26 protein-coding genes and 3 pseudogenes are annotated in these 26,116 nt (G+C 59.7%); 12 read left to right on the top strand and 17 right to left on the bottom strand.

Translation table 11 applies throughout. The features are described from left to right. Positions 1-76: 76 nt before the first annotated feature. From ACUSIJ_RS26535 to ACUSIJ_RS26510, 6 genes are all read right to left on the bottom strand, one after another. Positions 77-208, bottom strand: a complete 132-nt coding sequence (locus tag ACUSIJ_RS26535; protein ID WP_449311428.1) for a hypothetical protein — start codon at positions 206-208, stop codon at positions 77-79. A 1,165-nt stretch (positions 209-1,373) separates the two neighbouring features. Continuing rightward, entirely contained in the window at positions 1,374-2,528 is a 1,155-nt protein-coding gene (locus ACUSIJ_RS26530) for an aminotransferase-like domain-containing protein (RefSeq protein ID WP_449311427.1), read from the bottom strand. 90 nt (positions 2,529-2,618) lie between these two features. Next, a complete protein-coding gene (locus ACUSIJ_RS26525; protein WP_449311426.1) occupies positions 2,619-3,875 on the bottom strand; it encodes an extracellular solute-binding protein in 1,257 nt (418 codons plus the stop codon). Positions 3,876-3,995: 120 nt separating this feature from the next. After that, complete coding sequence (locus ACUSIJ_RS26520) at positions 3,996-4,832, bottom strand: carbohydrate ABC transporter permease (RefSeq protein ID WP_449311425.1); 837 nt, start codon at positions 4,830-4,832, stop codon at positions 3,996-3,998. Beyond that, a complete protein-coding gene (locus tag ACUSIJ_RS26515) occupies positions 4,829-5,734 on the bottom strand; it encodes a carbohydrate ABC transporter permease (protein ID WP_449311458.1) in 906 nt (301 codons plus the stop codon). The genes ACUSIJ_RS26520 and ACUSIJ_RS26515 overlap by 4 nt, the downstream gene beginning before the upstream one ends. A 5-nt stretch (positions 5,735-5,739) precedes the next feature. After that, positions 5,740-6,915, bottom strand: coding sequence for an ABC transporter ATP-binding protein (locus ACUSIJ_RS26510; RefSeq protein WP_449311424.1), 1,176 nt, complete (start codon positions 6,913-6,915; stop codon positions 5,740-5,742). 241 nt (positions 6,916-7,156) lie between these two features. Between ACUSIJ_RS26510 and phnF the strand changes: the two genes are divergently transcribed. After that, positions 7,157-7,897, top strand: a complete 741-nt coding sequence (phnF, locus tag ACUSIJ_RS26505; protein ID WP_449311423.1) for a phosphonate metabolism transcriptional regulator PhnF — start codon at positions 7,157-7,159, stop codon at positions 7,895-7,897. A 158-nt stretch (positions 7,898-8,055) separates the two neighbouring features. Here phnF and ACUSIJ_RS26500 read toward each other — a convergent pair whose 3' ends face one another. Then, positions 8,056-8,280, bottom strand: a complete 225-nt coding sequence (locus ACUSIJ_RS26500) for a hypothetical protein (RefSeq protein ID WP_449311422.1) — start codon at positions 8,278-8,280, stop codon at positions 8,056-8,058. Positions 8,281-8,955: 675 nt separating this feature from the next. On the opposite strand from ACUSIJ_RS26500, the gene ACUSIJ_RS26495 reads away from it, so the two are divergent. Further along, complete coding sequence (locus tag ACUSIJ_RS26495) at positions 8,956-10,047, top strand: arsenic resistance protein (protein ID WP_449311421.1); 1,092 nt, start codon at positions 8,956-8,958, stop codon at positions 10,045-10,047. A gap of 21 nt (positions 10,048-10,068) precedes the next feature. Here ACUSIJ_RS26495 and thrS read toward each other — a convergent pair whose 3' ends face one another. The 4 genes from thrS to ACUSIJ_RS26475 all read right to left on the bottom strand — a co-directional run bounded on the left by thrS (position 10,069) and on the right by ACUSIJ_RS26475 (position 15,289). Beyond that, positions 10,069-12,048: a threonine--tRNA ligase gene (thrS, locus tag ACUSIJ_RS26490; RefSeq protein ID WP_449311420.1), complete on the bottom strand. Its 1,980-nt coding sequence runs from the start codon at positions 12,046-12,048 to the stop codon at positions 10,069-10,071. A 145-nt stretch (positions 12,049-12,193) separates the two neighbouring features. Further along, positions 12,194-13,612, bottom strand: coding sequence for a cysteine--tRNA ligase (gene cysS / locus ACUSIJ_RS26485; RefSeq protein WP_449311419.1), 1,419 nt, complete (start codon positions 13,610-13,612; stop codon positions 12,194-12,196). Beyond that, positions 13,600-14,775, bottom strand: a complete 1,176-nt coding sequence (locus ACUSIJ_RS26480; protein WP_449311418.1) for an NAD(P)/FAD-dependent oxidoreductase — start codon at positions 14,773-14,775, stop codon at positions 13,600-13,602. The genes cysS and ACUSIJ_RS26480 overlap by 13 nt, the downstream gene beginning before the upstream one ends. A 22-nt stretch (positions 14,776-14,797) precedes the next feature. Continuing rightward, the gene (locus ACUSIJ_RS26475) at positions 14,798-15,289 is read right to left on the bottom strand and encodes a Fur family transcriptional regulator (RefSeq protein WP_449311417.1); all 492 of its coding nucleotides are present in this window, start codon (positions 15,287-15,289) and stop codon (positions 14,798-14,800) included. A gap of 119 nt (positions 15,290-15,408) precedes the next feature. On the opposite strand from ACUSIJ_RS26475, the gene folE reads away from it, so the two are divergent. The 5 genes and pseudogenes from folE to ACUSIJ_RS26450 all read left to right on the top strand — a co-directional run. After that, a complete protein-coding gene (folE, locus tag ACUSIJ_RS26470; protein ID WP_449311457.1) occupies positions 15,409-16,044 on the top strand; it encodes a GTP cyclohydrolase I FolE in 636 nt (211 codons plus the stop codon). After that, positions 16,041-16,520 carry a phosphoribosyl-AMP cyclohydrolase gene (gene hisI / locus ACUSIJ_RS26465; protein WP_449311416.1) on the top strand — a complete coding sequence of 160 codons (480 nt, stop codon included), beginning with the start codon at positions 16,041-16,043 and terminating at the stop codon, positions 16,518-16,520. The genes folE and hisI overlap by 4 nt, the downstream gene beginning before the upstream one ends. 17 nt (positions 16,521-16,537) lie before the next feature. Then, positions 16,538-17,284: a bifunctional diaminohydroxyphosphoribosylaminopyrimidine deaminase/5-amino-6-(5-phosphoribosylamino)uracil reductase RibD gene (gene ribD / locus ACUSIJ_RS26460; RefSeq protein WP_449311415.1), complete on the top strand. Its 747-nt coding sequence runs from the start codon at positions 16,538-16,540 to the stop codon at positions 17,282-17,284. After that, positions 17,281-18,588: a CobW family GTP-binding protein gene (locus ACUSIJ_RS26455; protein WP_449311414.1), complete on the top strand. Its 1,308-nt coding sequence runs from the start codon at positions 17,281-17,283 to the stop codon at positions 18,586-18,588. Before ribD ends, ACUSIJ_RS26455 begins: the two co-directional genes overlap by 4 nt. A gap of 400 nt (positions 18,589-18,988) precedes the next feature. Continuing rightward, positions 18,989-19,420: pseudogene (locus ACUSIJ_RS26450) on the top strand (5-methyltetrahydropteroyltriglutamate--homocysteine S-methyltransferase); the annotation flags it as partial. 127 nt (positions 19,421-19,547) lie between these two features. Here ACUSIJ_RS26450 and ACUSIJ_RS26445 read toward each other — a convergent pair. The 3 genes from ACUSIJ_RS26445 to ACUSIJ_RS26435 all read right to left on the bottom strand — a co-directional run bounded on the left by ACUSIJ_RS26445 (position 19,548) and on the right by ACUSIJ_RS26435 (position 21,433). Then, positions 19,548-19,907 (bottom strand): hypothetical protein, encoded by a 360-nt coding sequence (locus ACUSIJ_RS26445; RefSeq protein ID WP_449311413.1) that lies wholly within the window; start codon positions 19,905-19,907, stop codon positions 19,548-19,550. 18 nt (positions 19,908-19,925) lie between these two features. Then, positions 19,926-20,180, bottom strand: coding sequence for an ArsR/SmtB family transcription factor (locus tag ACUSIJ_RS26440; protein ID WP_449311412.1), 255 nt, complete (start codon positions 20,178-20,180; stop codon positions 19,926-19,928). Between the two features lie 251 nt (positions 20,181-20,431). Then, the gene (locus ACUSIJ_RS26435; RefSeq protein WP_449311411.1) at positions 20,432-21,433 is read right to left on the bottom strand and encodes a LysR substrate-binding domain-containing protein; all 1,002 of its coding nucleotides are present in this window, start codon (positions 21,431-21,433) and stop codon (positions 20,432-20,434) included. A 96-nt stretch (positions 21,434-21,529) separates the two neighbouring features. On the opposite strand from ACUSIJ_RS26435, the gene ACUSIJ_RS26430 reads away from it, so the two are divergent. The 3 genes and pseudogenes from ACUSIJ_RS26430 to ACUSIJ_RS26420 all read left to right on the top strand — a co-directional run. Next, positions 21,530-21,949: an NAD(P)H-dependent oxidoreductase gene (locus ACUSIJ_RS26430; protein ID WP_449311410.1), complete on the top strand. Its 420-nt coding sequence runs from the start codon at positions 21,530-21,532 to the stop codon at positions 21,947-21,949. A 272-nt stretch (positions 21,950-22,221) separates the two neighbouring features. Beyond that, entirely contained in the window at positions 22,222-22,479 is a 258-nt protein-coding gene (locus ACUSIJ_RS26425) for a hypothetical protein (RefSeq protein WP_449311409.1), read from the top strand. 23 nt (positions 22,480-22,502) lie between these two features. After that, a pseudogene (locus tag ACUSIJ_RS26420) lies at positions 22,503-22,661 on the top strand (type 1 glutamine amidotransferase domain-containing protein); the annotation flags it as partial. A gap of 50 nt (positions 22,662-22,711) precedes the next feature. On the opposite strand, the gene ACUSIJ_RS26415 reads toward ACUSIJ_RS26420, so the two are convergent. Together ACUSIJ_RS26415 and ACUSIJ_RS26410 are read right to left on the bottom strand one after the other, a co-directional pair. Then, a complete protein-coding gene (locus ACUSIJ_RS26415) occupies positions 22,712-23,395 on the bottom strand; it encodes a glutathione S-transferase family protein (RefSeq protein ID WP_449311408.1) in 684 nt (227 codons plus the stop codon). Positions 23,396-23,418: 23 nt separating this feature from the next. Beyond that, positions 23,419-23,829 (bottom strand): DoxX family protein, encoded by a 411-nt coding sequence (locus ACUSIJ_RS26410; protein ID WP_449311407.1) that lies wholly within the window; start codon positions 23,827-23,829, stop codon positions 23,419-23,421. Positions 23,830-23,981: 152 nt separating this feature from the next. Here ACUSIJ_RS26410 and ACUSIJ_RS26405 point away from each other — a divergent pair, with 152 nt between their 5' ends. Then, positions 23,982-24,377, top strand: coding sequence for a MarR family winged helix-turn-helix transcriptional regulator (locus ACUSIJ_RS26405; RefSeq protein WP_449311406.1), 396 nt, complete (start codon positions 23,982-23,984; stop codon positions 24,375-24,377). Between the two features lie 117 nt (positions 24,378-24,494). Continuing rightward, positions 24,495-25,132: pseudogene (locus tag ACUSIJ_RS26400) on the top strand (O-methyltransferase). 25 nt (positions 25,133-25,157) lie between these two features. Here ACUSIJ_RS26400 and ACUSIJ_RS26395 read toward each other — a convergent pair. Beyond that, positions 25,158-26,116 (bottom strand): transposase (locus tag ACUSIJ_RS26395; protein WP_449311405.1); only part of this gene is annotated, 959 nt, incomplete at its 5' end.

Here is a 26,116-nt window from a genome sequence, read left to right as displayed (position 1 = left end):
GACTAAAGAACCAGTAAATTTTAAGAACTTAACACGTTTTTCCGCAGTATCAAGAAGCAATCCGCCGTCATTAACTTCAATCAGAAGAGTTACCCTCCTCTACATAGTCAAAGGTAAAGCGGTCATAGAACGACCACTTATCCACAGCTAAATCGCCCGTTTCAAAAACGTCAACTTCCGAGACACCGCTGATGCTCAACGTCGCCATATCGCAGCCCCTTTTCAAAACTATGTCTCAAGCCCTTTCAAAAATCACACTCACGCCACCCCACAAGTTAGGATTGAAAGACGTTATCCTCGCCACGTGACAAAACCTCTGCGACGCGGACCTTTGCGTCACATTAGTTGAACCCTAGGCAATTGACTCTGAGTATCAGCAACAATTGAATTGAGGTCAAACATCTGCACACGCAATTTATATAAAAATGGGTTTTTATTAGGCAGCAAGATAAAATTGTCGCAATTTTTTGACATATTTGCCTATTTTAATGCAACAAACTTCGTTCTTAGCGGTATATCAGAATTCATCGACATCGATAACGCATGATATGACATATTAATGTCGTATCGAGAGGAGGGGTTCGAGCAACCTCTGGTTTTGAATGGCAAGCGACTCGAAGCATTCTCGTGCATTGTTGATTTCGGACTGTTTCGACCTGCCACTGAGATTCTCCTCCAGTTTAAGTTAGCCGGGATAGCTGTTGCTGTTCTCGTCGCGTGGGAAGAGCTCGCTCTCGGCCGTACCGGGATCGGTGAGCCGACCGGCCAGCAGCGGTCTGCTGCCGATCGGAATGGAGAAAGAAGATGGACTACTTTGCAGGGTTGGATGTTTCCCTTGAGATGACGAGTATTTGCATCGTTGACGCCGATGGAATCGTGGTGAAGGAGGCGAAGCTTGCCTTCGAATGGCGCCAAAGCCTGAGGCATCAGCCCGGCTTCCATCAAACTTTTTGCCGAACAGTTGAAGGGCACACAGGCCGCCGTTATGTCGCGCTCAAGCGTCCCTCTCAGGAAACCTCTGCGGTTGAGTCCGGGCGATCCCTCCATTTTCGAACAGTTCTCCTCAATGGACACCCCGATCCTAGAGCGCATTCCGATCAAAATCAAAATGTTAGGCCATGTCAGCGTTTCCATGAGATGATGACATGGTCTAGAGGGGCCAGCTTTCGTCCGGCTGCAGCCGTCCATCAGAAGTCGAATGTCGTCGACAGGCGGAAGGTACGCGGGCGCCTCTCGCCAGTCCGAAATTCGACGATGCCACCGTCCAGTCGCTGTTGTCGAAAACGCTCTCGACCGATGCTCTGAGGGTGATCGGCTTTGCGCCCATGCGCCGGCGCCACCCACGGCAGCCAAAACGGCCTAGCTACCGTCAATCAGTTCCCGTCAAGCAAGTTCGTCACGATGCGCAATCCCAACTCGACGTCGCTTCGTTGTTCTGGACTAGAAAGCGACAAGCGGACAGCCTCGGGAATCGTCGCGCCGGGAACGGCAAAACGATCGGCCGGGCGCATCAGCACGCCACGTTCTTCGGCCATGCGGGCGAAATCTTCTCGATTCCAGCCTGCGGGTAGCCTGAGCCAAAGGTGGAGTGCGCCTGGCTTGGTGACGAGATAATCGGATGGAAGATGCTGAACTGCGAGAGCCTGCCGGGCATGGGACTCATCGCGTATCGCCTGGACGATGGCGTCAATCCGATTGGTCCTTATGAGCCAATTGATGATGACAGTCGAAAGAGGCGAAGCGGACCACATGGAAAGGCGCTTGATCGGCTCCATCAATCTTGCGGCTTCTGCCGCACTCGGCGCGACCAGATAAGCGATACGGGTGCTGTGAGCGACGCATTTCGTCAGGCCCATGATGTACCATGTGACATCCGGGGCGATAGCGGCGACCGGCGGCGGCGCCTCGTTATGTAGACATCCTTGAACATCGTCCTCGATAATTGCAACGCCGTTCGCCCGGGCGATCTCTGCAATTTCAAGCCGACGCGCCAGAGGCATAATCGCGGTTGTGGGGTTCTGAACGGTCGGATTGCAGTAGAGCGCCTTCGGCCGCAGTCTCTTGCAGGAATCTGCAAAGGCATCGCTGCGCAGGCCGCCGTCGTCTATCGCTATGCCGCGCAGATTGATGCCGGCCCGATCCGTAACAAGCGAAAGTACAGTATAGGTCAGCTCCTCGCTGAGCAGGAGGCCGCCACGCCCGACGAGTTCAGCAAGTAATAATGTCAGAAGGTTCTGGGTGCCGTTTCCGACGATGATACGGCCGGGATCGATCGGGTGGCCGAAACGTGGTGAAAGAAATTGCGCGGCAATCTCCCGATCCTCGTCCGTCCCGCCAAGTACGGCAAGCCGCAATCGTTCTCCGATGTCGCCTTGCGTTTGAGCCAGCTGGGCGAAAGAGAGACGCACCAAATCCTCGAACTCTTGGACGACTGGAGGCACGGACCGCGACAGATCGATCGGAAGCCTGCCCGCAGTATCTATCATCCCGGTACTGGTACGGGCCCCGTTCGACGTACTGATTTGCATTGGATATTCCTGTTCTTGCCAGCTTCTGTGCTGTCGCATTTAGGGGAGGACGGCCCCGGGCATGTCGCCCGAGGCCGGCTGGGGCGAGGTTCAGCGCGGCAGCAGCGCCTCGACATCCGAGCGCATCTTCGAGAGCGCTTCTTCCGGTTTGATCCTCAGAGTCGAGACTGCTTCGATCGTGGCAGCCATGACCTCGTCGATCTTGGCGGCGTTCTGACCGGGAAAGGCATACCAGGCTACCGCATGGTTAGCGCTGTCGAGCGCTGGCGCGAGCAGCGGCTGATTCACCGCGAGGTTCTTCAAAACGTCGGACTTATCGAAGACGGCGCCGTTGGCCGGAATGTAAGAAGTCTCGGTCGCCACGATTTCCTGACCCTCGACGCTCACCAGATATTTGATGAACAGCCAAGCTGCCTGTTGACGGGCTTCATCCTTGGTTGAAATAGTCGCGACGATACCCGGAGAAGGGATGCCGCCGTCCGCTGCCGGGATGGGGAAAGACGCGACTCCCATCGTGAAACGATCACCGATCTCTTCGAGGCGCGAGGCAATGCCGGAGCTGGTATCGCTGAGCATGCCAACTGTTCCACCCGCGAACGCCTGCCGTGCCTGATCGCGCGTCATCGGCGTGCGTCCCTGACCGGCTTCCCCAATGCGCTTGTAGAAGGTCAGCGCATCAAGACCCTCCGGACCCGTGAATGCGATCTCGGTTTCCGCTTCATTCATGAAGGTACCACCGCGGGCATTGACCTGGGCCTGATAGAACAGTGCATCGGTGCGGTAGAAGCCGCCGACCACTGAACTGTTCAGGGAACCGATTTTGGCAGCGAGTCCAATGATACCGTCCCAGGTATCAGGAAAGGGAGCGTCGCCCTGCGCCTGCTTCACCAAATCCGCATTATAGAACAGAACAGGCACGGAAAGCCCGATCGGAATTCCATGAACCGAACCCGAAACAGTGCCGCCCGCGGCAAGCGCCTCTGAATAATTCTCGCTGGTCCAATCCGGATCGCCAGCGATCAGTCCGTCGAGCGGAACCGTCACACCGAGATCGGCAATGGTGCGCAGAAAATTGGGTCCCTGAAACGAGATGTCCGGCAGATCACCGACCAGTGCCTGTCGCAGCACGGCCTGCACGATATCCTCCTGCGAGCGTTGCGAGGCGTCGAGATTGATCTTGATATCCGGGTTCTTTGCCTCGAACCCGTCCACAAGACGATCGAACATCGACTTGAAGATGGACGGCGTCGCCCATACGTCGAGGGTGATTTCCTCGGCACTTGCGCTTGCAACAGAGGATGTTGCAAGAATGAGGCTGGCGGCGACCGCCTTTAGCGTTGGATGCATGGTGAGTCTCCATCATTGTGCAGGTTGGCGCTAGTCGGGCCGGAGGTCAGCTTGCACCTGAACTCCGGCCCTTCCGATTCATGCAAATCGGAAACCGGGAATGCCTAAGGGCAGCGGACCTCATTTCAGTCCACTCGTGGTCAAACCTTCGACGAAGCGTTTTTGGGCGGCGAGGAAGAGTATGACCATCGGCGCGACGACCACGACCGCCGCTGCCATCAGCGGGCCGTAGGCGCTGCCCATTTCTTCGTTGCGGAAGCGGACAATACCCATCGCCGGCGTCATCAATTGCTCGCTCCGGATGACGGTCATCGGCCAGAATAGATCGTTCCACCGTCCAACGATCGAAAGAAGCGAAAAGGCGACCACCGCAGAGACCGACAAGGGAACCATGACGCGCCAGATGATGGCCCATTCCGACAGTCCATCCAGCCGCGCGGCATCGAGGAAGTCGTCCGGAATGGCCTTGAAGTATTGCCGGAGCAGGAAAATGGCAAAAGGTGATATGGTTCCCGGAAGGATCAGGGCTGCATAAGAGTTCAGTAACCCGAGATAATGAAGCAAAATGAACAGTGGAATGGCCAGAACTTCGGGGGGGATGAGCAACGCAACAAGGACAAATCCAAACAGCACGTCACGCCCGCGAAATTGTAGCTTCGCCAACGCATAGGCCATAGGTGCCGCCACGAGGATTTGTAGGATCAGGGTCGCTATGCAGATGAACGCGCCGTTGAGCATGAAGCGCGCCAGCGGTGAGGAAACGAGCGCTTGGCGATAGTTTTCGTAGCCGTAAAAATGGTTAGGCCAGAAATATACTGTCTGCGCGAAGGCTTCGCTGGGCGGCTTGAGCGAAAGGCTCACCATCCACAGGAACGGAGCTAGCATGAAGGCAGAGGTTCCGATCAGCGTCAGGTGCCGCGCCAGAAGAGACGGCATATGAGACAGTTGGCCGCTCATGTGTAGTGAATCCTCCGATCCAGGATGCGCGTTTGCAAGAATGTCAGCCCGATGACGAGAATGAGGAACACCACGGTCATTGCCGCCCCGTAGCCGGTGCGGAAATATTGGAAGCTCTCCACATAGAGCGTGTGCAGCAAGAGTTCGGAGGAGCTGCCTGGCCCGCCTTTGGTGAGCACTGCGACCGAGTCAAAGGTCTGCAAGGCGCGCATCGAAATAATGACGATGATGAACATGCCGGCAGGCCCCAGCATCGGCAGCGTGACGGTTGCCAGCCGATCCAGCGGTCCATCAGCACCGTCCAGGTCAGCAGCTTCGTAAAGTTCTGTGGGGACCGATTTCAGTGCCGCAATGAAAAGTAGCACCGCATAACCGAGCTGCTGCCATATGCCTACTACCATCAAGGTCGGCAGGACGAGGGATGGATCGCGCAACCAGTTGGATTGTGGCAGACCATAATCTCTGAGCATCAGGTTGATGAGCCCGATCGTGGGATGCAGCATCGCTTCCCAGGCAACCGCCATGGCGGAGAAGGTCGCCATGACCGGCAAAAAATGTACCGACCGATAGAGGGAACGGAAGCGTCCGCTACCTTCGATCGACAGCGCCACTATCAACGATAGTACCAGAGTCACCGGCACGACGACGAGCATATAGGTCAACGTATTGACGAACGAAGACACGAATACGGGGTCGCGTGCCAGCGACAGGAAATTGCCGAAGCCGACGAAATTCAGCGACGGGGCTCCGATCTGCCAGTCAGTTAGCGCGATGATCAGCACGCCCGCAGCCGGTAGGATGACCAACACTGCCATTAGTAAGATGCCCGGCCCGGCCAGGAGATAAGCCGTCCATGCATCGGGACTCCGCGGCGGCCGTGCCCTCTGCGTCAGGGTTTCCATCACTTTCACAGGACGGCCTCCAATGCTGCGGCTGCCGTCTCGACCGGGCGGGCGCGTAGCCGTTGACCGGCCTCATTGAAGACAAGAAGCGCGTGCGGCGATGCGGTAAGGCAGAAGAGGGCATCGATAAATACTCTCGGACGGGCTTCGGCCGGCAGTCGGGCGACAATGGGTGTGTTGCCCTGCGCAAGCCTCATATGGACAAGAATGTCCGCGCCAAGATGTTCGCTCATGAAGATGGTGCCGTTTAGCGTCGCGGCGTTCCGCTCAGTCGCTTCATGCAGATGCTCGGCCCGGATGCCTACCTTAACCCTCGTGCCCGGTGCGCCGTCGATCGGCTGCGGGAGCGCAAGTTCTGTGCCCGGAAGATCGATCACACATGGGGTGCGCAGGACGCCCTCGATGAGATTCATCTGCGGTGAGCCGATAAAGGTCGCCACGCGGATATTGAGGGGATCGGCATAAATTTCGTCGGGCGGACCAAGTTGTAGGATCGTGCCGTCCATCATGAGAGCGACACGATCCGACATGGTCATCGCCTCGGTCTGGTCATGGGTTACATAGATAAAAGTGGCTCCGAGGCGCCGGTGAAGCTCGGAGATTTCCAAGCGCATTTGCACCCGGAGCCGGGCGTCGAGGTTGGACAGCGGTTCGTCCATGAGGAAAACCGCAGGATGCCGTACCATGGCGCGGCCGACTGCAATGCGCTGGCGCTGGCCGCCCGAGAGTTGCCCAGGTTTGCGATGCAGCAGATGGGCGATGTCGAGCGCCTCGGCGGTCCCGGCCACCTCGGCGTGGATGCTCTTTTCGATTGGCCTGGTGTTTGGCAGGAAGCGGCCGAGAAGCGGCAGGCGCTGCCATATGTTGAGCCTCCGCATCCTGAGCGGCAGCGCGATATTCTGGCCTGCCGTCATATGCGGATAGAGCGCGTAGTTCTGGAAGACCATCGCCACGTCTCGCTGCGTGGGGCGCAGTCGATCCACAGGCATTCCGTCGAGAGAGACGGTTCCCGTATCCTGAGCTGTCAAACCAGCCAGTATGCGAAGCAGCGTGGACTTCCCGCAGCCTGAAGGCCCGAGCAGTGTCAGAAACTCGCCGTTCCGCACGCTCAGGGAGACGTCGCGCAGCACCTGCTGCGAACCGTATGTTTTCGTAACCTGTGAGAACTCCACAGCCGCCATGGCACCTTGCCTTCCTATTGGGACTAGACGACTATATGCTATGTATGAAGTTGATGTGACATAGGGGCGCTGGATGGTCGAACGGCCGAAGATGAGCGCCGTCTATCTGGGATGGCAGAGGGGAGAACTGTGAAGGGGATCGACATCACTCAGGTCGTACTCGCCAACGCGGCGAATTTTCCCTATAAGTATAGACTACTATTTTCTATGTGAGTCGTTTGTGACGTGGTTTGAGGTGAAGATGACGGAACACGGCCTGACCCTTTGGCGACAAATTGGCCAGAGTCTCGTTGAAGACATTGAAAAAGGTGTCCTCACGACGGACCAGCGCCTTCCCTCCAGCGAAGCCCTCGCCGCGCGTTTCGGTGTCAACCGCCACACGGTTCGTAAAGCGATCGCGCATCTGGAGGCGGAGGGAAAGGTGCGCATCGAGCGTGGTCGCGGCACCTACGCGGTCGTCAATCCCCTGAAGTACAACATCGGACCGCATCAGCTTTTCGAACAAAATCTGGCGGGGAACAATCTCGTCCCGGCTCGTACCGTTCTGTCGGCCGTCGAATGTCTGCCGTCGAGTGAGATTGTCCAGGCGCTGAAGCTCGGAAGCGGAGAGAATGTTCTCTTCGTCACGACGCTCGGCCATGCCAATGACGTAGTCGTCAATTATGGTCGGCACTATGTCGCCAGCAGCCGGCTTTTGGGCGTCGTCGATCTTTTCAAGTCACTGGTCGGACGCAGTAGTCAGCAATTTTCATTTTCCGCGCTTTTTGAGCAATGCGGTGCCACGGGTTATCAACGCCAAAATGTCCGGATTCGATCGCGTCCGCCTGAGAACGAGGAAGCTCGCCACCTCGATATTGCAGCGCGTGAGCATGTACTGGTCACCATCGTTACCAGTGTCGATGAGAACGATGTACCTTTGACGCACGCCGAAACTTGCTTTGCGAGCAGCCGTGTCGAACTGACCTTCAACTTCAAGGACTGATACCGCGCTATCTTCCCGGCTTTCTCTCCACCGCCGCATCGCCGAATGCATCCTTCTCCACGTCATGGCTGTCCACAGCCCATTGTCAGCACGATTGGCAGAAGAAGCCGGTTTCGCGCGCAACTAATCTGTACACATTCCCGAACCACCCCGTGCTTCTAACGACGGCTGTTCTGTGCCAGCTCGGCTTCCGCCTGCTCGAACCATGTAATGACCCGCTGCCGGTGGGGCTCCCCCCAGATCCGGATGAACTTCTGCGTATTGTGGTCGCTGCCATTGCGCAGTTCCCGGAGCCGCGACGCGATAAATTCCGCTGTGAGCGGTATCCTGCAAGTTTCGGTGATGCAATATTTCCAGTCATCGTAGGTTGTTAACGATCGCATGGAATTTTTCTCCCAAGCCCCTCCCCTATCCGCCGCATCTGGCCGGGGTAGCCATCGCGGATAATGCATATCGCTGGTCTCCCCCGCGTGGGAAGCGAGCCCTTCACGACATCCCGCCGAGGTCGCCTGTTGCAATCCTGCTGCTGTCAGCGCACAATATACGAAATGTTATATCATCTCATATATGCATGTCCATGCTGCCTGTCACCGTTGAGCACCCCTCTTCAGCGCCCTGTCCGGATCCGCCAAACCTTGAGCACGTGATCGAAGGCGTCGACGGCGCATCCAGCGTGAAAGCACCTGCTTCGCGTGGCCGGGCTCACAGCATGGCCGTGAGCACGTTACATGGCATGTTTGTCATCTTCGCCGTCACACTCCCTATCGGCATCGTGAAGATGCCTGACCGGGTTCGGGAGCAGCCCCCGGATCCCCCTTTGGCGGAACGCACGCTTGGCGCGCTCAGGAAGAGCTGCTCCATGCATGAATCCGCACTTCGGATTCATCCTCTGGTATGGCGCAGATACGAACGGCTGCCCGGTTCCTATGACCACCCAAGGCATTTGCCTGCGCCCCCGATCGAACGGACGAAGACGGGCAACGCATGGGCGCCGTTCCACTGCCAGTCTCGCAAATTCGGGAATGAGCGTGAGGCTGGAAATGCAGGAGAACGCATTCATGTCTGACCCGGTAACGAAGCAATGGCGGGTAGCGAACCTTGAGCATGGGCTTGCTCGCCTCTGTGCGGGTGTCGGTCCGACCGTACTGTTTGTCACGGCGATCCTGGCCGGATCAGCATTGGGGCAACTATCTCCCGGGATTGGCGAGCGCCTTGGCGACTATGTCGACTATACCGTGCTTGTTCTCGTCTGCCTGCTGATGTTCGAGATACGGTTCGCGCGGATCGGGGAGAGCTGGCTGAACATCCGCTTTCTGTCGACTGCCTGGATGGCGAACTTCGTTGTCGTGCCCCTGATCGGGTTTGCCATCGCGTCGTTGTTTCTGTCCGGGCAGCCGCTCTTTTTCACCGGCCTCATGATCTATTTCATGGCTCCCTGTACGGACTGGTTCCTCGGCTTCACCCGGCTTGCGAAGGGTGACACCGCGCTTGGCACCGTGCTGCTGCCGATCAACATGATCACCCAGCTCCTGCTCTATCCCCTCTACCTCCACCTCTTTGCCGAAGGCGCCGCGCCGGTCGGTGCGCCCGAAATCGGCAGCGCGCTGCTGCAATGGTTTCTGCTGCCGTTCGTCATCGCCATAGCCACTCACCAGGTGCTGGCGCGCGTTCTGCCTCCTGTCGCCTTTTCGCGGCTGCTCGCCTGGGCCGGCTATGCGGTTCCTTTCGTGATCGCGCTCCTGATACTGGAGATCTTTGCGGCCAACATTGGCACGCTCATCGAGCATGCCTCCGTCTTCGTGGTGGTGCTGGTAGCGATCTTCATGTTCTTCGTCGCTACATTCGTGATGGGCGCGATCGTCTCCCGGATCGCCAAGCTGACCTATCCCGAACATGCCCTGCTGACCATGACGACGGCAGCCCGCAACGCTCCCATGATGCTGGGTGTGACCGCAATCGCCATACCGGACCAGCCGCTTATCTACGCCACCATTGTTGTTGGCATGCTGGTGGAATTTCCGCACCTGACCGCGCTCAGGCAGATTCTGATACGGGGCCGGGATGAAGAACCCGGCACCCCCGCGCTGTCGGACGACGACGCAAGCGCGACGTCACAAACGCGGCCCAGGACGGCGACGTCGACCTCCTGAGCCGGCCCTTGCTCCTTTTCCTCATACGGCAGCCTCCAGGATCGGCCCCACCTCCGCACCCTCTGTCGGCGAATCGGCCGGCTCCGGCGGCTGCCGCTCTCGCGACTCGCCCGCGAGACGTTTCACGGCCTCGTCAAAGGGAAGCGTTTCAGTGGTTGTTGACCCCAGCCGACGCAACGATACGGTCTTTTCAGCTGCTTCACGCTTGCCGACCACAAGCAGAATCGGAACCTTCGCCAAACTGTGCTCGCGGACCTTGTAAGGGATTTTTTCGTTACGCAAATCTGTTTCTACCCGAAACCCGCTTGCGCGCAGAGCAGCAGCGATCTCCTGAGCGTAGCCGTCAGCCTCCGATGTGATGGTCGCGACTACGGCCTGCAGCGGAGCCAGCCAGAGCGGCAGCCTGCCCGCATAGTGCTCGATGAGAATGCCCGTGAAACGCTCAAGCGAGCCGAACATCGCCCGATGGAGCATCACAGGTGCGACCTTCTCGCCGTCGGTGTTGATGTAGAAGGCTCCGAAGCGCTCCGGCAGGTTGAAGTCGACCTGCAGCGTTCCACACTGCCAGTCACGGCCGATGGCATCGCGCAGCACATATTCGAGCTTGGGACCGTAGAAGGCCCCTTCCCCGGCGTTGATCGTGTAGGGCCGGCCGAGATCATCGAGCGCCTGGCGCAGCGATTGCTCCGAGCGATCCCAGGATTCATCGGAGCCGATGCGGTGATCGGGCCGCGTCGACAGCTTGATACGGATATCCTTGAATCCGAAATCCCGGTAGATCGAGAGAATAAGATCGTTGACCTTGATACATTCGTCCGTGAGTTGATCCTCGGTACAAAAGATATGCGCATCGTCCTGCGTGAAGGAGCGCACGCGCAGCAGCCCATGCAACGCGCCGGAGGGTTCGTAGCGGTGGACCTTGCCGAACTCGGCGATCTTGAGCGGCATATCGCGATAGCTCCGCAGACCCTGCTTGTAGATCAGCATATGGCCCGGACAATTCATCGGCTTGAGCGCGAAGTCCCGCCCGTCCTCGGTCTTCGTCGTGAACATGTGCTGGCGATAGTTCTGCCAGTGACCCGACGTCTCCCAGAGATGCCGGTCCACGATATCCGGCGTGTTGACCTCGACATAGCCCGCAGCCGCCTGTCGCTCGCGCATGTCGCCGATCAGCGTCTGGAACAATGTCCAGCCCCTGGGATGCCAGAAGACGGAGCCTGGCGCTTCTTCCTGAAAGTGAAACAGGTCCATTTCCCGGCCGAGCCGACGATGGTCGCGCTTCTCGGCTTCCTCAAGCATCGTCAGATGGGCTTGGAGATCTGCTCGGGTTGCAAATGCAACGCCATAGATGCGTGTCAGCATCGGGTTTCGGGCATCGCCCCGCCAGTAGGCGCCTGCGACCTTGGTCAGCTTGAAAGCCGTGCCGATCTTGCCCGTGGAAGTCATGTGCGGTCCACGGCACAGATCGAGCCAGTCGCCCTGCCGGTAGATCTTCACGTCCTCACCCGTTGGGATCGCGTCGATGAGTTCGACCTTGAAGCTCTCACCCTTCTCCCGAAAGAATGCCTTCGCCTCTTCCCGACGCCACACTTCCCTGGTGAACGGCCGGTCGCGGGCGATGATCTCGCGCATGCGCGCCTCGATCGCTGGCAAGTCGTCAGGTGTAAAAGGCTCGTCGCGGGCAAAATCGTAGAAGAAACCATTCTCGATCACAGGCCCGATCGTTACCTGGGTACCGGGGAACAGCTCCTGCACAGCTTCGGCAAGCACATGGGCGGCGTCATGGCGAATGAGTTCCAGCGCACGCGGATCCTCCCGTGTCAGGAACTCTATGCGCACATCCGTATCGATCCGGTCAGCAAGGTCATGCAACGCGCCGTCGACCAGCATGGCAACCGCTGTCTTGCGCAGGGACGGAGCGATGGCTGCAGCGGCTTCCACGCCGGTAACAGGCTGCCCGAATTCACGTTGCGCGCCGTCGGGAAGGGTGATGCGGATCATGACATAACCTCGGTGAAGAATAGTAAATAAACGGCCTGACCGCCAAGATGTTGCGGCCATCGCCCTCGGACGACTGCCGGTACGCAAGCGCGCGCGACGCAGCCTGAACATGCGAGCTGGTGCCGGCAGAACGGCGTGGACAGTATCATCGTGAGATTCTCCGCCATTCGGTTCGATCACCCCGATCCTCAGGAATGACGCCAAGCGCTCTGAGCTGCTCACGCAGCCTGTCCGCCTCCCCGAAGGCACCGGACACGCGCGCGGCGTGCCGGCTGGCAATCAGCGCCTCGATTTCGGCGTCGTCACCGTCGCCCTCCCCCATCGTCGACTGTCGGAACCACGCCTCGGGTTCCTGCTGAAGTAGCCCGAGTAATTCACCCGCCTTGAGCAGCGCGGCCCGGAGGGCGCTTCGCGCCACGGGCGACGTTTCGTGCTGCGCCATGCGCGCGAGCCGGAACAATTCGGAGAAGGCGGCCGGCGTGTTCAGGTCATCGTCGAGGGTGGCATGGAAGGCCGCAAGGAAAACGTCAGGATTGCCGTCCGCCAGCGTATCGTCCAGATCGCGCAAGACGCCATAGAGCCGGTCGAGGCTGCGGCGGGCCTGCTGCAACCCCTGCGCACTCCAGTCGAGCGGCTGACGATAATGCGCGGCAAGCAGAGCGTAGCGGATCGCCTCCCCCGGCGCCTCCTTCAGCAGATCGCGAACGAGCAGCACATTCCCCAGCGACTTCGACATCTTCCGGCCCTCGACGGTAACGAAGCCGTTGTGGATCCAGTAGCGCGCCCAGGTGCCCTGCGCGATCTCGTTCTCATGATGCGGGAATATCAGGTCCTGGCCGCCGCCATGGATGTCGATGGGAGAACCGAGATGGCGCTTGATCATCGCCGAGCACTCGATATGCCAGCCGGGACGGCCTCGTCCCCACGGGCTCTCCCAGCCGGGCTGCTCGGGCGTCGATGGTTTCCACAGCACGAAATCGGCCGGGTGCTTCTTGAACGGAGCGACCTCGACCCGCGCGCCGGCGATCATATCCTCGGGACTGCGTCGTGACAGCGCTCCGTAATCCGCGAAGGACGGCACATGGAACAGGACATGTCTCCCAGCCTCATAAGCGTGCCCCTGCGCAATCAGACGTGCGATGAGCGCGATGATATCGAGGATGTGCTCCGTGACTTTCGGCTCGATGGTCGGCGGACGCACGCCGAGCGCCGCCATGTCGGCATGATAGGCGTCCGTATAGCGCCGGGTGATCACGCCAATCGAAACGCCTTCGGCAAGCGCCGCGGTATTGATCTTGTCGTCGACATCGGTGAGGTTCCGGGCGTAGATCACCGTCGAAAAATGACGTTCGAGCACGCGCACCAGCACGTCGAAGACGACAGCGGGCCTCGCATTGCCGATATGGGCGAAGTTATAGACCGTCGGGCCGCAGACATAGAGGCGAACCTCATCCGGCCTGTAAGGAACGAAGGGCTCCTTGCGGCCTCCGAAACTGTTGGTAAGAACGAGCGGCATGGCAATAAGCTCGACCTGAGCGGGCATGAACGGGGTCAGCAGCGGCAATCGTCGGCCTCGCAACAGCTCAGATCGTCGAGATACATATTGTTGGCGCGGTAGCTTTCGAGCGGATCCGTATCGACGCCCAGGCGCCCGGCGATGGCGCGTGCCACGACGGCGAAACGCTGGCGGAACTTGTAGATGTAGCAGAAGAGGTGGCCACGATGTTTGAGTTCCGGGCCGACGAGGAACAGACCCGGCAACTCCGTCGACTCGTCCTGCGCCGTCACCACCGGGCAACCGTCGTCAAAAGCGAACCAATCCCGGACCAGGTTTGTGCTACCGGCAAACCCCGTCGCCAGAACGGGAATAGCGCCGGTCGTCCAGGACCGACCATCCGCCGCGAATATGCGAACCCAGTCATCACCCCGTTCGATGCCGATGATGTCAGCATCGCTCACGAGCGTGATCGGCCTGCGGCGCAGGGATGCATCGAGGCGCTGGCGGGTGTAGGGCGACAGCGCGACACTCGGATCCGTATCGTTGTTCTCCCAGTCCGCGAACCGGCTCAGAACCGTGACCGCCTTTCCGGCGTTGGCAAGCCCGATCGCGGCATCGATCCCGCTCTCGTAACCGCCGATGACAATCGCCTCCTCACCCGGATGATCAGACCAGCGTTTCACGCGGCTCGAATGGATGCCGTGTTCGGCGCCTGGAATGCCGCCATCGTCAGGATACTGGAACTGGCCGGCCGCCCAGATCACGAAACGAGCACGGATTTCGCCAGCGTTGGTGTGCAGCACGATGTCGTCGCCATCCGGTTCAAGACCCGCGACATCGATCCCGGTCGTGACCGACAGGCCGAAGACCTCAGCCGCCCGTTCGAGATAGCCGGCGTATTCCACCCCGTTCGGGTGCTCGCGCTTCAACGTGGCGGCAGGCGAACTGTCATAGGTGATCGCGTTGAGATCCGTCAGGCCAAAGGCATTGCCGGGGAAGGAGGGCGAGATGAAGCGCATCCCCTGTGGCCAGGCCCGAAACGAGGCGCCGATGCGCGCACGCTCCAGAATGCGCACGTCCGGGATCGCAAGATCGCGCAGCACGCGCGCCATGCCGAGACCGGCCGGGCCGGCGCCGACAATGACAATGTTCGCCCGCGCGGGTTGCTTGTGAGGGCGGCGTGATACAACCCTCTTGATCGAAGCGTCTGTGTTATTGGGGTGAGGCAAGGGAACTTTCCTGCTCAAAAAGTCAGTCAGCGGCATGGACCAGCGAGAGGCAGTTGGCACAAATGCCTTGCAGCTCGATCACACGTTTTCCGATCCGGAAACCGAGCTCGGCTGCGTCTGTCTCGAAAAGCGTTGCAACGTGCGGGTTCTCGACTTCCGCCGATGTTCCGCAACTCTCGCAAATGAAGAATACGCATGCCCGTTCGTGTTCCGAATGCACGCGGGGAACGAAGGCATTTTTTGTTTCGATGCGCGAAATGAGCTGCTGCTCCTGCAGGAACTCAAGCGCCCGGTAGATCGTCGGCGGTGAGAGCCGACGCTGGAGCCCGGTCTCGAGGATATGCAGAAGATCGTAGGCGCTAACCGGCCGCCCTGAATGCCAGAGCGCCTCAAGCACCGCCCGCCGAATGGGCGTGAATCGAAGACCACGCTTTTCGCAGGTCCGTTCAGCGGCATGCAGACCCGCTTCGACAAGCCGGGGACTGCGGAGGCACTGGCCGATTGCGAAAGCCATCTCCATTGATCTCTCCCGATTTCCGACTTGCCCTCCAAGCGGATTCTATGAAACAGTATAACATTGCATTTTACGGAGCAAGCGCGCTCCCTCAAATCATCTCAAGGAGTTTGTCAGCGATGAATATGGCTGTAAGCGGACTTGGCCGGCTGCCTGTCGTGAAATCAACGCGGCCGCGTCCCGGCCGGGCCGATGTCGAGGCCGCTGTCCGGCTGCTGATCGAATGGGCTGGCGACGATCCGGATCGCGAGGGGCTCGCCGATACACCGAAACGGGTTGTCCAGGCCTATGAAGAATTCTTTGACGGTTACAACACCGACCCGACCGAGCTCCTTGCCCGGACATTCGAGGAGACGAATGATTACGACGACATCATCGTCCTGCGCAACATGCGGCTGGAATCGCATTGCGAGCACCATATCGTGCCGATCATCGGCAAGGTCCATGTCGCTTATCTGCCGGCCGGCCGCGTGGTTGGCATCAGCAAGATCGCCCGCGTGGTCGAGGCTTTCGCCAAGCGCCTCCAGATCCAGGAAACGCTCACCTCGCAGATTGCGGACACCATCCAGAACGTGCTTCAGCCGCGCGGTGTGGCGGTCGTCATCGAAGCCGCTCATATGTGCATGACGACGCGCGGCGTTAAAAAACCTGGCGTTAGCATGGTTACCCGCCGTCTGATCGGCGAATTCCAGACCAATCCGGATTTGCGCCGGGAGTTTCTGTCGTCCCTGTCGTCGAACGAGGCTTTCGGATGACGACGGACGTTGCTCCCTTTGCTGCCCGGCAGTCTGTCGAAGAAGTCGAAGAAGGCATCTTTCTCGCGCCCCGGTTCGGTCCCGCCGGCCTGATCCCGGTGGTGACGACCGATGCGGCCTCGGGCGAGGTTCTCATGATGGGCGTCATGAACGCCGAGGCCCTGCTGCGCACGATCGAGACGGGCGAAGCCCACTACTGGAGCCGTAGCCGGCAATGCCTGTGGCACAAGGGCGCGACGAGCGGGCTGGTCCAGAAGGTGGTGGAGATCAGGGTCGATGACGATCAGGATGCGATCTGGCTGCGCGTCGAGATCGCTGGCGGCGCAAGCTGCCATGTCGGTTATCGTTCCTGCTTCTACCGCGCCGTTCCGGTTCGGACTGCGTCGCGTCCCATTGGCCTCACTTTCACGGAGACCGACAAGGTGTTCGATCCGAAACAGGTCTACGGCGACGCTCCCAATCCGACGCAGCTGTGAGCGGTGGGATATTCAGGATGCTCCATCGACCCGACAATCATCAGCGCTGGATGGCGGAGGCCGTTGCCCTTGCCCGCACCATGCTGGGACGGGTCTGGCCCAATCCCGCCGTGGGATGCGTGATTGTACGCGACAGCCGGATCGTCGGCCGTGGCCAGACGCAGATCGGCGGTCGCCCCCATGCGGAACGCGTGGCGCTCGACGACGCCGGTGAGCAGGCTCGCGGCGCCACCCTTTACGTTACTCTCGAGCCCTGCTGCCACTGGGGCAGGACGCCGCCCTGCGCAGACGCCATCATTTCAGCCGGCGTCACGCATGTCCATGCATCGTTGCAGGATCCGGATCCGCGTGTGAATGGCGGCGGGTTCCGGAAGTTGCGGGAAACGGGCGTGGAGGTCACGGTCGGTCTGGCGGCGGACGAGGCCCGCGACATCATGGCCGGCTTCTTTCACCGCATCGCGACCGGGAGACCGCTCGTGCGGATCGGTGAAGTTCCACAGTCGCCGATGACCATTCCGAACGGTTTCGATGCCCGTGTCATGAGCGAGGCGGGCCGGCTCCGGCTTCTTACCCGGACGCAGGACCGCGACGCTCTGGTCGAAACAATGCCTCGCCCGGACGACCCGGCGACTCTGCTTGATTTGCTCGGTCAGCGCGGGCTCACGACGCTCCTTGTTTCTGGAGATGATCCGCTGGCCCGCGATCTTGCACTGTTGAGCATCGACGGCTTTCAGCCCTCCCCTCGAACAGTCGAGGCTCGATGAAGAATGGTCGAAGGCCATGGTCCGGTTCCTGGCAGCCGCGCCGGCGTCACTTGTCCGGGCCTTGCCTCAATAACTGCGCTGAAGAGAAATCTGCTCATGGTGAGAATTTCGTGGCCCAAATATCAGTAACCGTTCTCAACGGCTTTCTCGGGTCGGGGAAAACGACCCTGCTCAACTCTCTCCTGCATCAAGGGAGGAATCGAGAGGACATTCGCGTTGCCGTGATAGCCAATGACATGGGCGAGATTGATGTCGATGCCGATGTCATCGCCGACACCGATCTTGTCGGTCGTGGCCGCAACAATTTCATTTCCATCAGCACCGGCAGCCTCTCCAGCCGTCGCCTGCTGCCGCGCTTTCAGGCGGCGCTGGCGCAACTGATCGCGGACGATGCTCCCACGCATATCCTGATCGAGACCTCGGGCAGCACCCATCCGTGGCCGCTCATCGAAGCCTTGCGGGATATGCCTCAAGTCGAGCTGCGCGGCTTCCTCTCACTTGTCGACAGCGTGATGCTCTTGCAGGATTTCGACCGTGGCAATGGGCTCATCGAAGGCTTTCGTCGCAATCTGGCACAAGGCCGGCGCGGGATGGAGAATCTGCTGGCCGAACAGATCATGTTCGCCAACCGGCTGATCCTGACCAAGACGGACCGCCTCCCGGACGGCGCCTTGCAGGCAATCGCGCAGGCGGTCCATCCCCTCAATCCCTTCGCGGAGATTACCGGAATGACCTGGGGCGGGCTACGGCTCGATGATGTCCTTGGCATGCCGGCCTACGACTTTCACCGGGTTGCGCGTCTGGGAGAAGAGCTGGCGGAGCAAACCGATGGCGAGAACGATCTTGCCGACCCTGCTTCCTATGCTATCGCGTCGCGCGCCTTGAGCGATCCCCGTCCCTTCCATCCGCAGCGGCTGTGGGATGTGTACAATCGTTTTCTGGGCGTGGGCATCCACCGATCCAAAGGTTTCTTCTGGCTTCCGTCGCGAGACAGTCAATGCCTGCTCTGGAATCAGGCTGCGGGTTCGATCAACCTTGAAGTGGTCAGCTATTGGCGTGCTGCTGCATTGAACGACCCGGACCTGAAGCTGACGCAGGAAGAACGGGACGCCCTTGAGGAACACGTGGCGGGACTGTCGCCAATCTTCGGTGATCGACGGTGCCAATTGGTCATTATCGGTCAGGAGCGGGAGCTTGACACTTTCGTGGATGCACTGAAGACGTGCTTCTGCACCGAAGACGAAATTGCCGCTTGGCAACAAGGGGAGATCTTCGAAGACCCCTGGCCGCAGGTGACCCCATGAAGGCAGCAGATGGTGGCGGAAAATCGTGCAAGGAACCCCGGATCATCACATGGGACGGTCCGGATGACGTCGTTCAGCATCGTAGCGGGTTGCGACGCACTGGACACGCTTGAGGCGTCACAGCATCGTTCAATCCGGTTGCGATGCCGGTAGATGGCGACATTGTGAGGAGAGAAGACCTTGCGACTGTGATTTGACCGGATGACTGCTTTGATCTCCGGGGCGGCAACGGGCAAGGCACAATGTCGGCGCGTGGCTTGGCAATATCAGGCAGAATAAGGACATAAATATTTCTTTATGTCTGCCTTGATGATCATGCTTATTTAATGCAACGTTATAATGCATCGAATACTTGATTGCCTGTCCGCGATCAGGGTTGAGAGGGAATTTGGTGCGGCAGCTGCCAGCCAATGCCGGAGCGACTCCCGCAGCTGTAGGCGGCGAGTTGCTGTCCAGCGGCCCCAAGCGGGAACTCAAATTTGCCTTGGAAGGCTATTGGTCCGGCAAGTTGGCCGAGCTTTCCCTTCTTGATGTCGCCGCCGACCTCCGCAAGGCAAACTGGGCCAGCCAGAAGGCGGCCGGTATCACACACATCCCGAGCAACGACTTTTCGCTCTATGACCAGGTGCTCGACACCAGCGTCATGGTGGGGGCCATTCCTGCGATCTATGGCTGGAAGAGCGGCAAGCCATCGCTGGACGTCTACTTTGCCATGGCCCGTGGTAGCGAAAAATTCGATCCCAACGCCATCGTCGATGATCATCACGCCGGCGATGCCGTTCCGACCGATGGCGTGCCCGCACTTGAAATGACTAAGTGGTTCGACACTAACCGCACAGCCACAACACAGGAACCGCTACAGCTGTCTACGTTTCAGTGAAACGTAGACAGCTGTAAGTTTTGATCTGACGCACTTTTTCCGTGCGACCCGATGTCCACTTTTCTTGAAAACGGAGCTTTTAACGGCGAACGACTTCCAGCGGGCCGTGATCGTCACAATGGTCGCCGTGCGGATGATGCAGATGACCATCGACGAGGTAGTCGATGTGATCGCCGTGCGGCACGGCCTCGTGCCCACAACCCGGCCCATGGACGTGGCCCGGTTCATGGCCGCCACAGCGATGCTCCGGCGTGCATCGATCCGGGTTACGTTCGCTCACCTCGATCACATGCTCATCGACATGATCGCCGTGCGGATGATGAAGGTGTCCATCGTGCAGATAGTCAATGTGGTCACCATGGCGCACGGCGACATGTCCGCAACCAGGTCCATGGACATGATCGTGGTTGGCATGATGGGGAAGATTGCAGCTGGTCATTTTTGCGTCCTTTCGTTTTCAGTGTTGCTCGCAGGCATGCTCAACGGCGTTTTGGACAAGGCCGAGCACGTGCGCATCGGCAATCGCGTAAATTGCCGTCTTTCCTTTTCGTCGGCGCTTGACGAGGCGGGCTTGCAGCAGAACCTTCAAACGCGCAGAGACCGTACCCATCCGATCGCCTTCGACCTCAGCGAGCTCACCGACATTGCGCTCACCAGCGGCCAGGATGATAAGCGTCTGAAGCCGGGCAGGGTCAGACAGTGCCTTGAACATGGCGGCCGCCTCCTCAAGCTGCTGTCGGCTTATCGTTCCAGTCATTTGATCCATCATTCTAAAAGACAATAGAATGATGGATCATCAGTGCGCCCTCGTCAACCCCATTGGCCTTGTATGCGACGCTGCTTCTGAATCTCCAGCGACGGTCAGCGTTCAACGCAATTCACCGACGCCGATTGTCATAATGAGGCATCGGCGGTCGCGCTGCCGGCGCAAAATCCGCTTGCAGTACTGCCCGCTGCGCTCGATCATCTCGACCGCGGCGCCTTCGGCAAGATCGTCATCGAGCTGGTGTGAGGACGACGTGATTTGATGCTGTAGCCATCCATCGATGTCTTTTCGATGCCTGGAATGCGCGCAGATTCTTCGGCCAGGAATTCCACCAGCAGCCTGACGCGGGCAATAGCGGCGCGTTCCGGCACGATGAGCATGTTCAGTGGTACGGGCGGGGGAGCGTGGTCCGGCAGGATCGTTTCCAGCCGGCCTTCCGCTAGCAAATCGTCCACCAGCCAGATATGCGCGGGGCCAATGCCGCGTCCGGCCAGAAAGGCTTCCCGCGCGGCAAGCCCGTGGTCGACCCGCAGCCGACCGCCGAAGGGCACGACATGGCTTTCTCCGTCCGGCCCCTCGAGGACGAGCCTGTCGCTGCCGGCGATGTTCGACATGCGGACGCCATCGAGTCCCGCCACCTCCTCGGGTGTCGCCGGCCGTGCATGGCGCGCGAGATAGGCGGGAGAGGCGACGAGGATGCGCCGGCTCATCCCCAGCACTCGCAGCTTCATGGAACTGTCGCCAAGCGGGCCGAGACGGATGGCGATGTCCACGCCGTCACGGACGAGGTCGATGCGCTCGTCGGTCAGGCCGAGATCGACGTCGATGTCAGGATAACGGTCCTGAAAGGCGAAAACCAGCCGGCTGATGTGCCGGATGCCCAGCGCAGCCGTGCAGGAGATGCGTACGGTGCCGGCCGAAGCGCCGCGCGTGCTGCGCGCCTCATCGGTGGCCTGCTCCACGAGGCGCAGGATCTGGACGGCATTCGCATAGTAGCGGCTGCCTTCCTCGGTGAGTGTCACGCGCCGCGTCGTCCGGCTAAACAGTGCCACGCCCAGGGCTTCCTCAAGCTCGCGCAGATGCCGCGCGACGCTCGACTGGCCGATGTTCATCTCGCGCGCGACGGCCGACAGGTTCCCGCGTTCCGCCACGCGAACGAAGGTGCGCATGCGCTCAAGAGTGACGTCAGACTTATCCATTTATCGGCATTATCCTATCCGGACATGACCCATACCGGATCAATGAGCTGACGCCTAGCTTGGAGTGCAGTCATTCCAGGCTAACAGGTGCTCATCATGAACGTGCTCATCGTTTTCGCCCACCCCGAACCCCGTTCCCTCAACGCCGCCTTGCGCGACGTCGCCATCGCGGAACTGAAGGCTCGGGTTCACGAGGTTCAAGTGTCGGACCTCTACCCGATCAACCACGGTATCCTGCACTATCCAGGCTACGACGTGCTGCCGCCCTTCGCCACCTACCGGACGGACCGTCTGGACGAGGCTGGGTTTACATGGGCGGCAGAGAGCCTGCGCGAGCGGATGCGTACGGTGGAAATCACCGACCCGATCCCATTCCGTCGCCAGAACGGTGGAGATTATCTGATTCCGACCCTTGAGCTTCGGCCCGCGCTCGGCGTGCCGGGCGTTACCAGCTTTGCTCTCCACCGGCACGAAATAAATGTCCTGGGAGGGAATACGGCGATGGCGTCAAGATAGAGCCAACATGGCCGGCTCGGGCAATGCCATCCCGCGCCTGAAACGAGATTGCCTGCATAACGCCGTGATAGAAGGCTGCGAGATGCGCAATTTCCGTGTCTTCGGCAAGATCGCCGTTCTCGACGCCTTTTCGCAACCGCGCCTTGAGGCGCCAAGAATGTCTGCATCTCGCTTTCCTTCGAGCGCGACGCGTCGCTTCACTGTGGACCGAGCATGGACACACCTGACATAGTATCCGTATCGGGCGATGAAAATCGAGGTGGTGCCAACGGATGCGTTTCGTGTTCCCTCATAGCCATGCCTTTCGGAGAGGGCGCGTCACGGTCGATGATGACGGGAAGGCCGGGCCGGAATGCCTGGTCGAGTTTGGCGATGGTGTCACCGTCATCGCGGAATGGCAGATCGATGACGAGGCCATCCGACTTTCCGTCCCCGACTATCGCACAGCGAAGGGCACACTTGTGACAGCGCGGACCTGGCGACTTGCCCGAGGCAAGGATGGCCTGTGGCGATCGGAACGCCTGTCGTGAGTGCCAAGAGGAAGGACATTCCTATGACCGAACGCATTCTCCCCGTGGTCACGAACGTTTCTCATTATGCCGATCCGGACGAGCCCACCGGCCTGTGGTTTTCCGAATTAACGTATGCCTGCGACCTGTTCGAAGCGGAGGGATATGAGCAGCGCATCGTCAGCCCCAAGGGAAGGGTGTCGATGGAACGCTGCTAGTGGCCGGCTTTGCCTGGTCGGCAGAGGTGGTCCTGTCAGAGGGCGATTTTCAGTAGCCACGCGTCATGCTTCTTGAGGAACATCTTGAGCCGGTCGGCATAGTCATCGGTGACGGCCTCGCGCACGCTCGGGCGCTCGGCCAGTGCCTTCCGCCATGCAGTCACGCGCGGTAGCTCGTCGAAAATGCCGGTCGGCGTGATGGTGTCGAACACGTCGAAATAACGGAAAATCGGCGCAAAGACCGCATCGACCAGGCTGAACGGTTCACCGGCGAAGTATGGTCCCGCCCCCAATTCAGCCTCGACGCGGCCGAACTTGTCGAGCAGGGCGGCGCACTTGGCCTCGTAGGTGGCGGCGTCCTTCGCCGTCTCGAACCCCCACAGGTCCGACAGGATGGAGGAACCGAATTCGATCCAGCCACGCTGCCGGGCGCGCGCCAGCGGATCGGCAGGATGAAGCGGAGCGCCGGGCTGCGTTTCTTCGAGATATTCGCAAATCACCGCGCTCTCGAACAACGCAGCCTCCGTGCCATCGTCCTGTTTGACGATCAGCAGCGGCACCTTGCCGAGCGGGGAAATGGCAAGGAACCAGTCGGGCTTTGCCGACAGATCGACATAGCGGCGCTCGAAAGGCACGCCCTTTTCGGCAAGGGCGATCGCGGCCCGCTGGACGTAGGGGCAAAGGTGGTGGCTGATGAGGGTCAGCTTGGCATCGGACATGATACATGCTCCTGATGTTAGGTTTAGCGAAGGGCGGGGGACGGCCGGAGCGCATAGCGTCCGTCGCCAAGCAGGAATTGGGCGACCGACAGGACGATGAGATAGAGCGGGTATTCCCAACCGCCGTCCGGGGCGTTGAACACCCATCCGTTGCCGCCATGCGCCCAGATAATGGCGCCGAGAAGTGCCGGGATCAGCGCCACGGCCACCCAACGGGCATAGATGCCGAGAACCAGCATCGCACCCCCCACGGCTTCAGCGGCAAAGGTGGCATAGGCCAGCCAGCCCGGCAGGCCGATGGATTCGAAATAGCCCGCCGTGCCGGCAAGCCCGAAGGTGAACAGTTTGAGCACGATGCTATGGGCGAGATACATCACGCCGAGGCTGATACGCAGCAGCGTGACGACGTAGTCAGTCAGGTGGTCTTGGATCATGGGCGAGGCCCCCGATTGATATAGATGCATCTGCATCTATATATGCACTTGCCTTGCTGATCAATGTAGATGTAATTACATCTATGTCCGATTGCTCAGATACCAATTCCCCACGGCCCTCCCCGTCCGTCACGCGGGCATGGGTGCGCCTCATGCGAGCGCAGCAAATCGTTCTCGCTGCGATCGAGCAGGATTTGAAGGCGGCCGAACTTCCGCCTCTTGGATGGTATGACGTGCTGCTAGAGCTGGTGCGAACTGAGGGCGGCAGACTTCGGCCCTACGAGATCGAGCAGCGCACACTCTTGGCACAACATAACCTGTCCCGCCTTCTCGATCGGATGAACAAGGCCGGCCTGGTTCAGCGCGAGGTGTTTTCGGAGGACGGCCGCGGCCGTTGGGTTATCATCACGGAGGACGGCCGCGCCATGCAGGCGCGCATGTGGAGCGTCTATGCACGAGCGCTGCAACGGCATGTTGGCGACAAGCTGGACGATGCCCAGGCCGATCATCTGGCCGAGCTGTTGGCCGTATTGTCGCAGAAATCCTAAGACCGGTTTCGTCGCAGGTTGGAGAGTTTCACGACAAATCCCTTTCTATCATAACTTGTGTATCGAGAGGAATTACAAGCCGTCGGTGAACCAGCCCAGTCTGAGAGGTAGAATCAAATGCGCGTCCCTGATTATCCGTTGGCAGATGCTCAAAAGTGGTCGGCTGTCGATATCTACTTCGCCGATCTGCTGGCACCATCGGATAGCCATTTGGAAGCCGCTCTTGCTGGGAATGCGGCGGCCGGCCTTCCCTCCCATGATGTTTTGGCCATACAAGGCAAGATGCTTGCCTTGTTCATCAAAATGGCAAAGCATCACGCGTCTTGGAAATCGGAACTCTGGGAGGATACAGCACCATATGGATGGCCCGCGCCCTGCCAGAAGATGGGCGGCTGGTGACGATAGAGGCGAACGAGCACCACGCCAAAGTTGCACATGCCAACATTGATCGAGCTGGCCTTTCCGATCGTGTTGACCTTCGCGTCGGGGCGGCGCTTGATGTTCTGCCTTCTCTGGCAGGGCCGTTTGATCTGATCTTCATTGATGCTGATAAGCCAAACAACCCGAACTACCTGCTATGGGCGTTGCGACCGGCCAAACCCGGAACAGTTATCATCGGAGATAACGTTGTGCGCGGCAGCGCCGTTGCTGATGCAACGAGCGAGGATGCCAATGTTCGCGGCGTTCGCGAGTTTCTGCGCATGAGCGCCCAAGAACAGCGCCTAAGCTGCACCGCCATACAGACCGTTGGATAGAAGGGATGGGACGGTTTCGCGCTCGCTATTGTCGAGGTGGAATGAAGGGCAGATGATTCGCAGAACTCCTAAAACCCGTTACGTCGCAGTAGTTTGTCGCTAAGGTCGTCGCAGGTTTCGGACAGACTGTCCTAAAAGGCGGCGGGCTTGGGATTTTATAGGCACTCGCCATTGAGCGATGCGTATTTTTCCCGGAATTTCCGTTCATCGGCGTTTTGGGCTGCATGTGGTCACCTGGTTGCGACACCTCCTGCTCGGCGATCAGTTTGTGCTTGGTGTCCACGGCGAGCTGGACGTTGTAGCCGACGCCGACCTTCGTCATGCGCACCATGGCACGGGCGTCTGGATCGGTCAGAGATATCTGGTCCTCGCCGGTGCGGTGCAGTTCCTCCAGCATAACCTTGTGGCGGGTGCGCTTGTCCCTGATCGCCGCGATCTTCTCGGCGAGTTTGCTGCCAGAGCCGCCGCTTTCGCCGCCAACGCGATCCTCCTCGGTGTCGCCCTCATCGAGGCGCTTCATGTAATCGGCCAGCTTCTCGTCGGCTTCCCAGATGAACTTCGCAAGCGCGGCGCGGGTGAAGTTGCGGTCCTTGTTGTTGACGGCTTTGATGCGTGTGCCGTCGACCGCCAGCAACTCCCGGCCGAACAGGTCGAGTTGGCGGCACAGGATGACGAACTCGCGAAACACCTTCCTGAAGGCCGAACGGTTCACCCGCCGAAAGGCGGCGATGGTGCGGAAATCTGGCTTCAGATGCCGCAGCAGCCAGATCGCCTCAATGTTGCGATGCGCCTCAGCCTCCAGGCGGCGGCTGGAGCGCACCCGGTTCACATATCCGTAAATGTAGAGCTTCAGCATGTCGGCCGGATCGAACCCCGGCCGCCCCGTCTCCTTTGCCGCCACCCGCTCGAAGCCGGCGCCAGCAAGATCAAGGCCGTCCACGACAGCCTCGATGAAGCGAACCGGGTTGTCCGGCCCCACATAGT

This window comes from Pseudochelatococcus sp. B33, from assembly GCF_053570585.1.
Note: the sequence above shows the minus strand (reverse complement) of the source record. Positions and strands in the feature narration are given on the sequence as shown.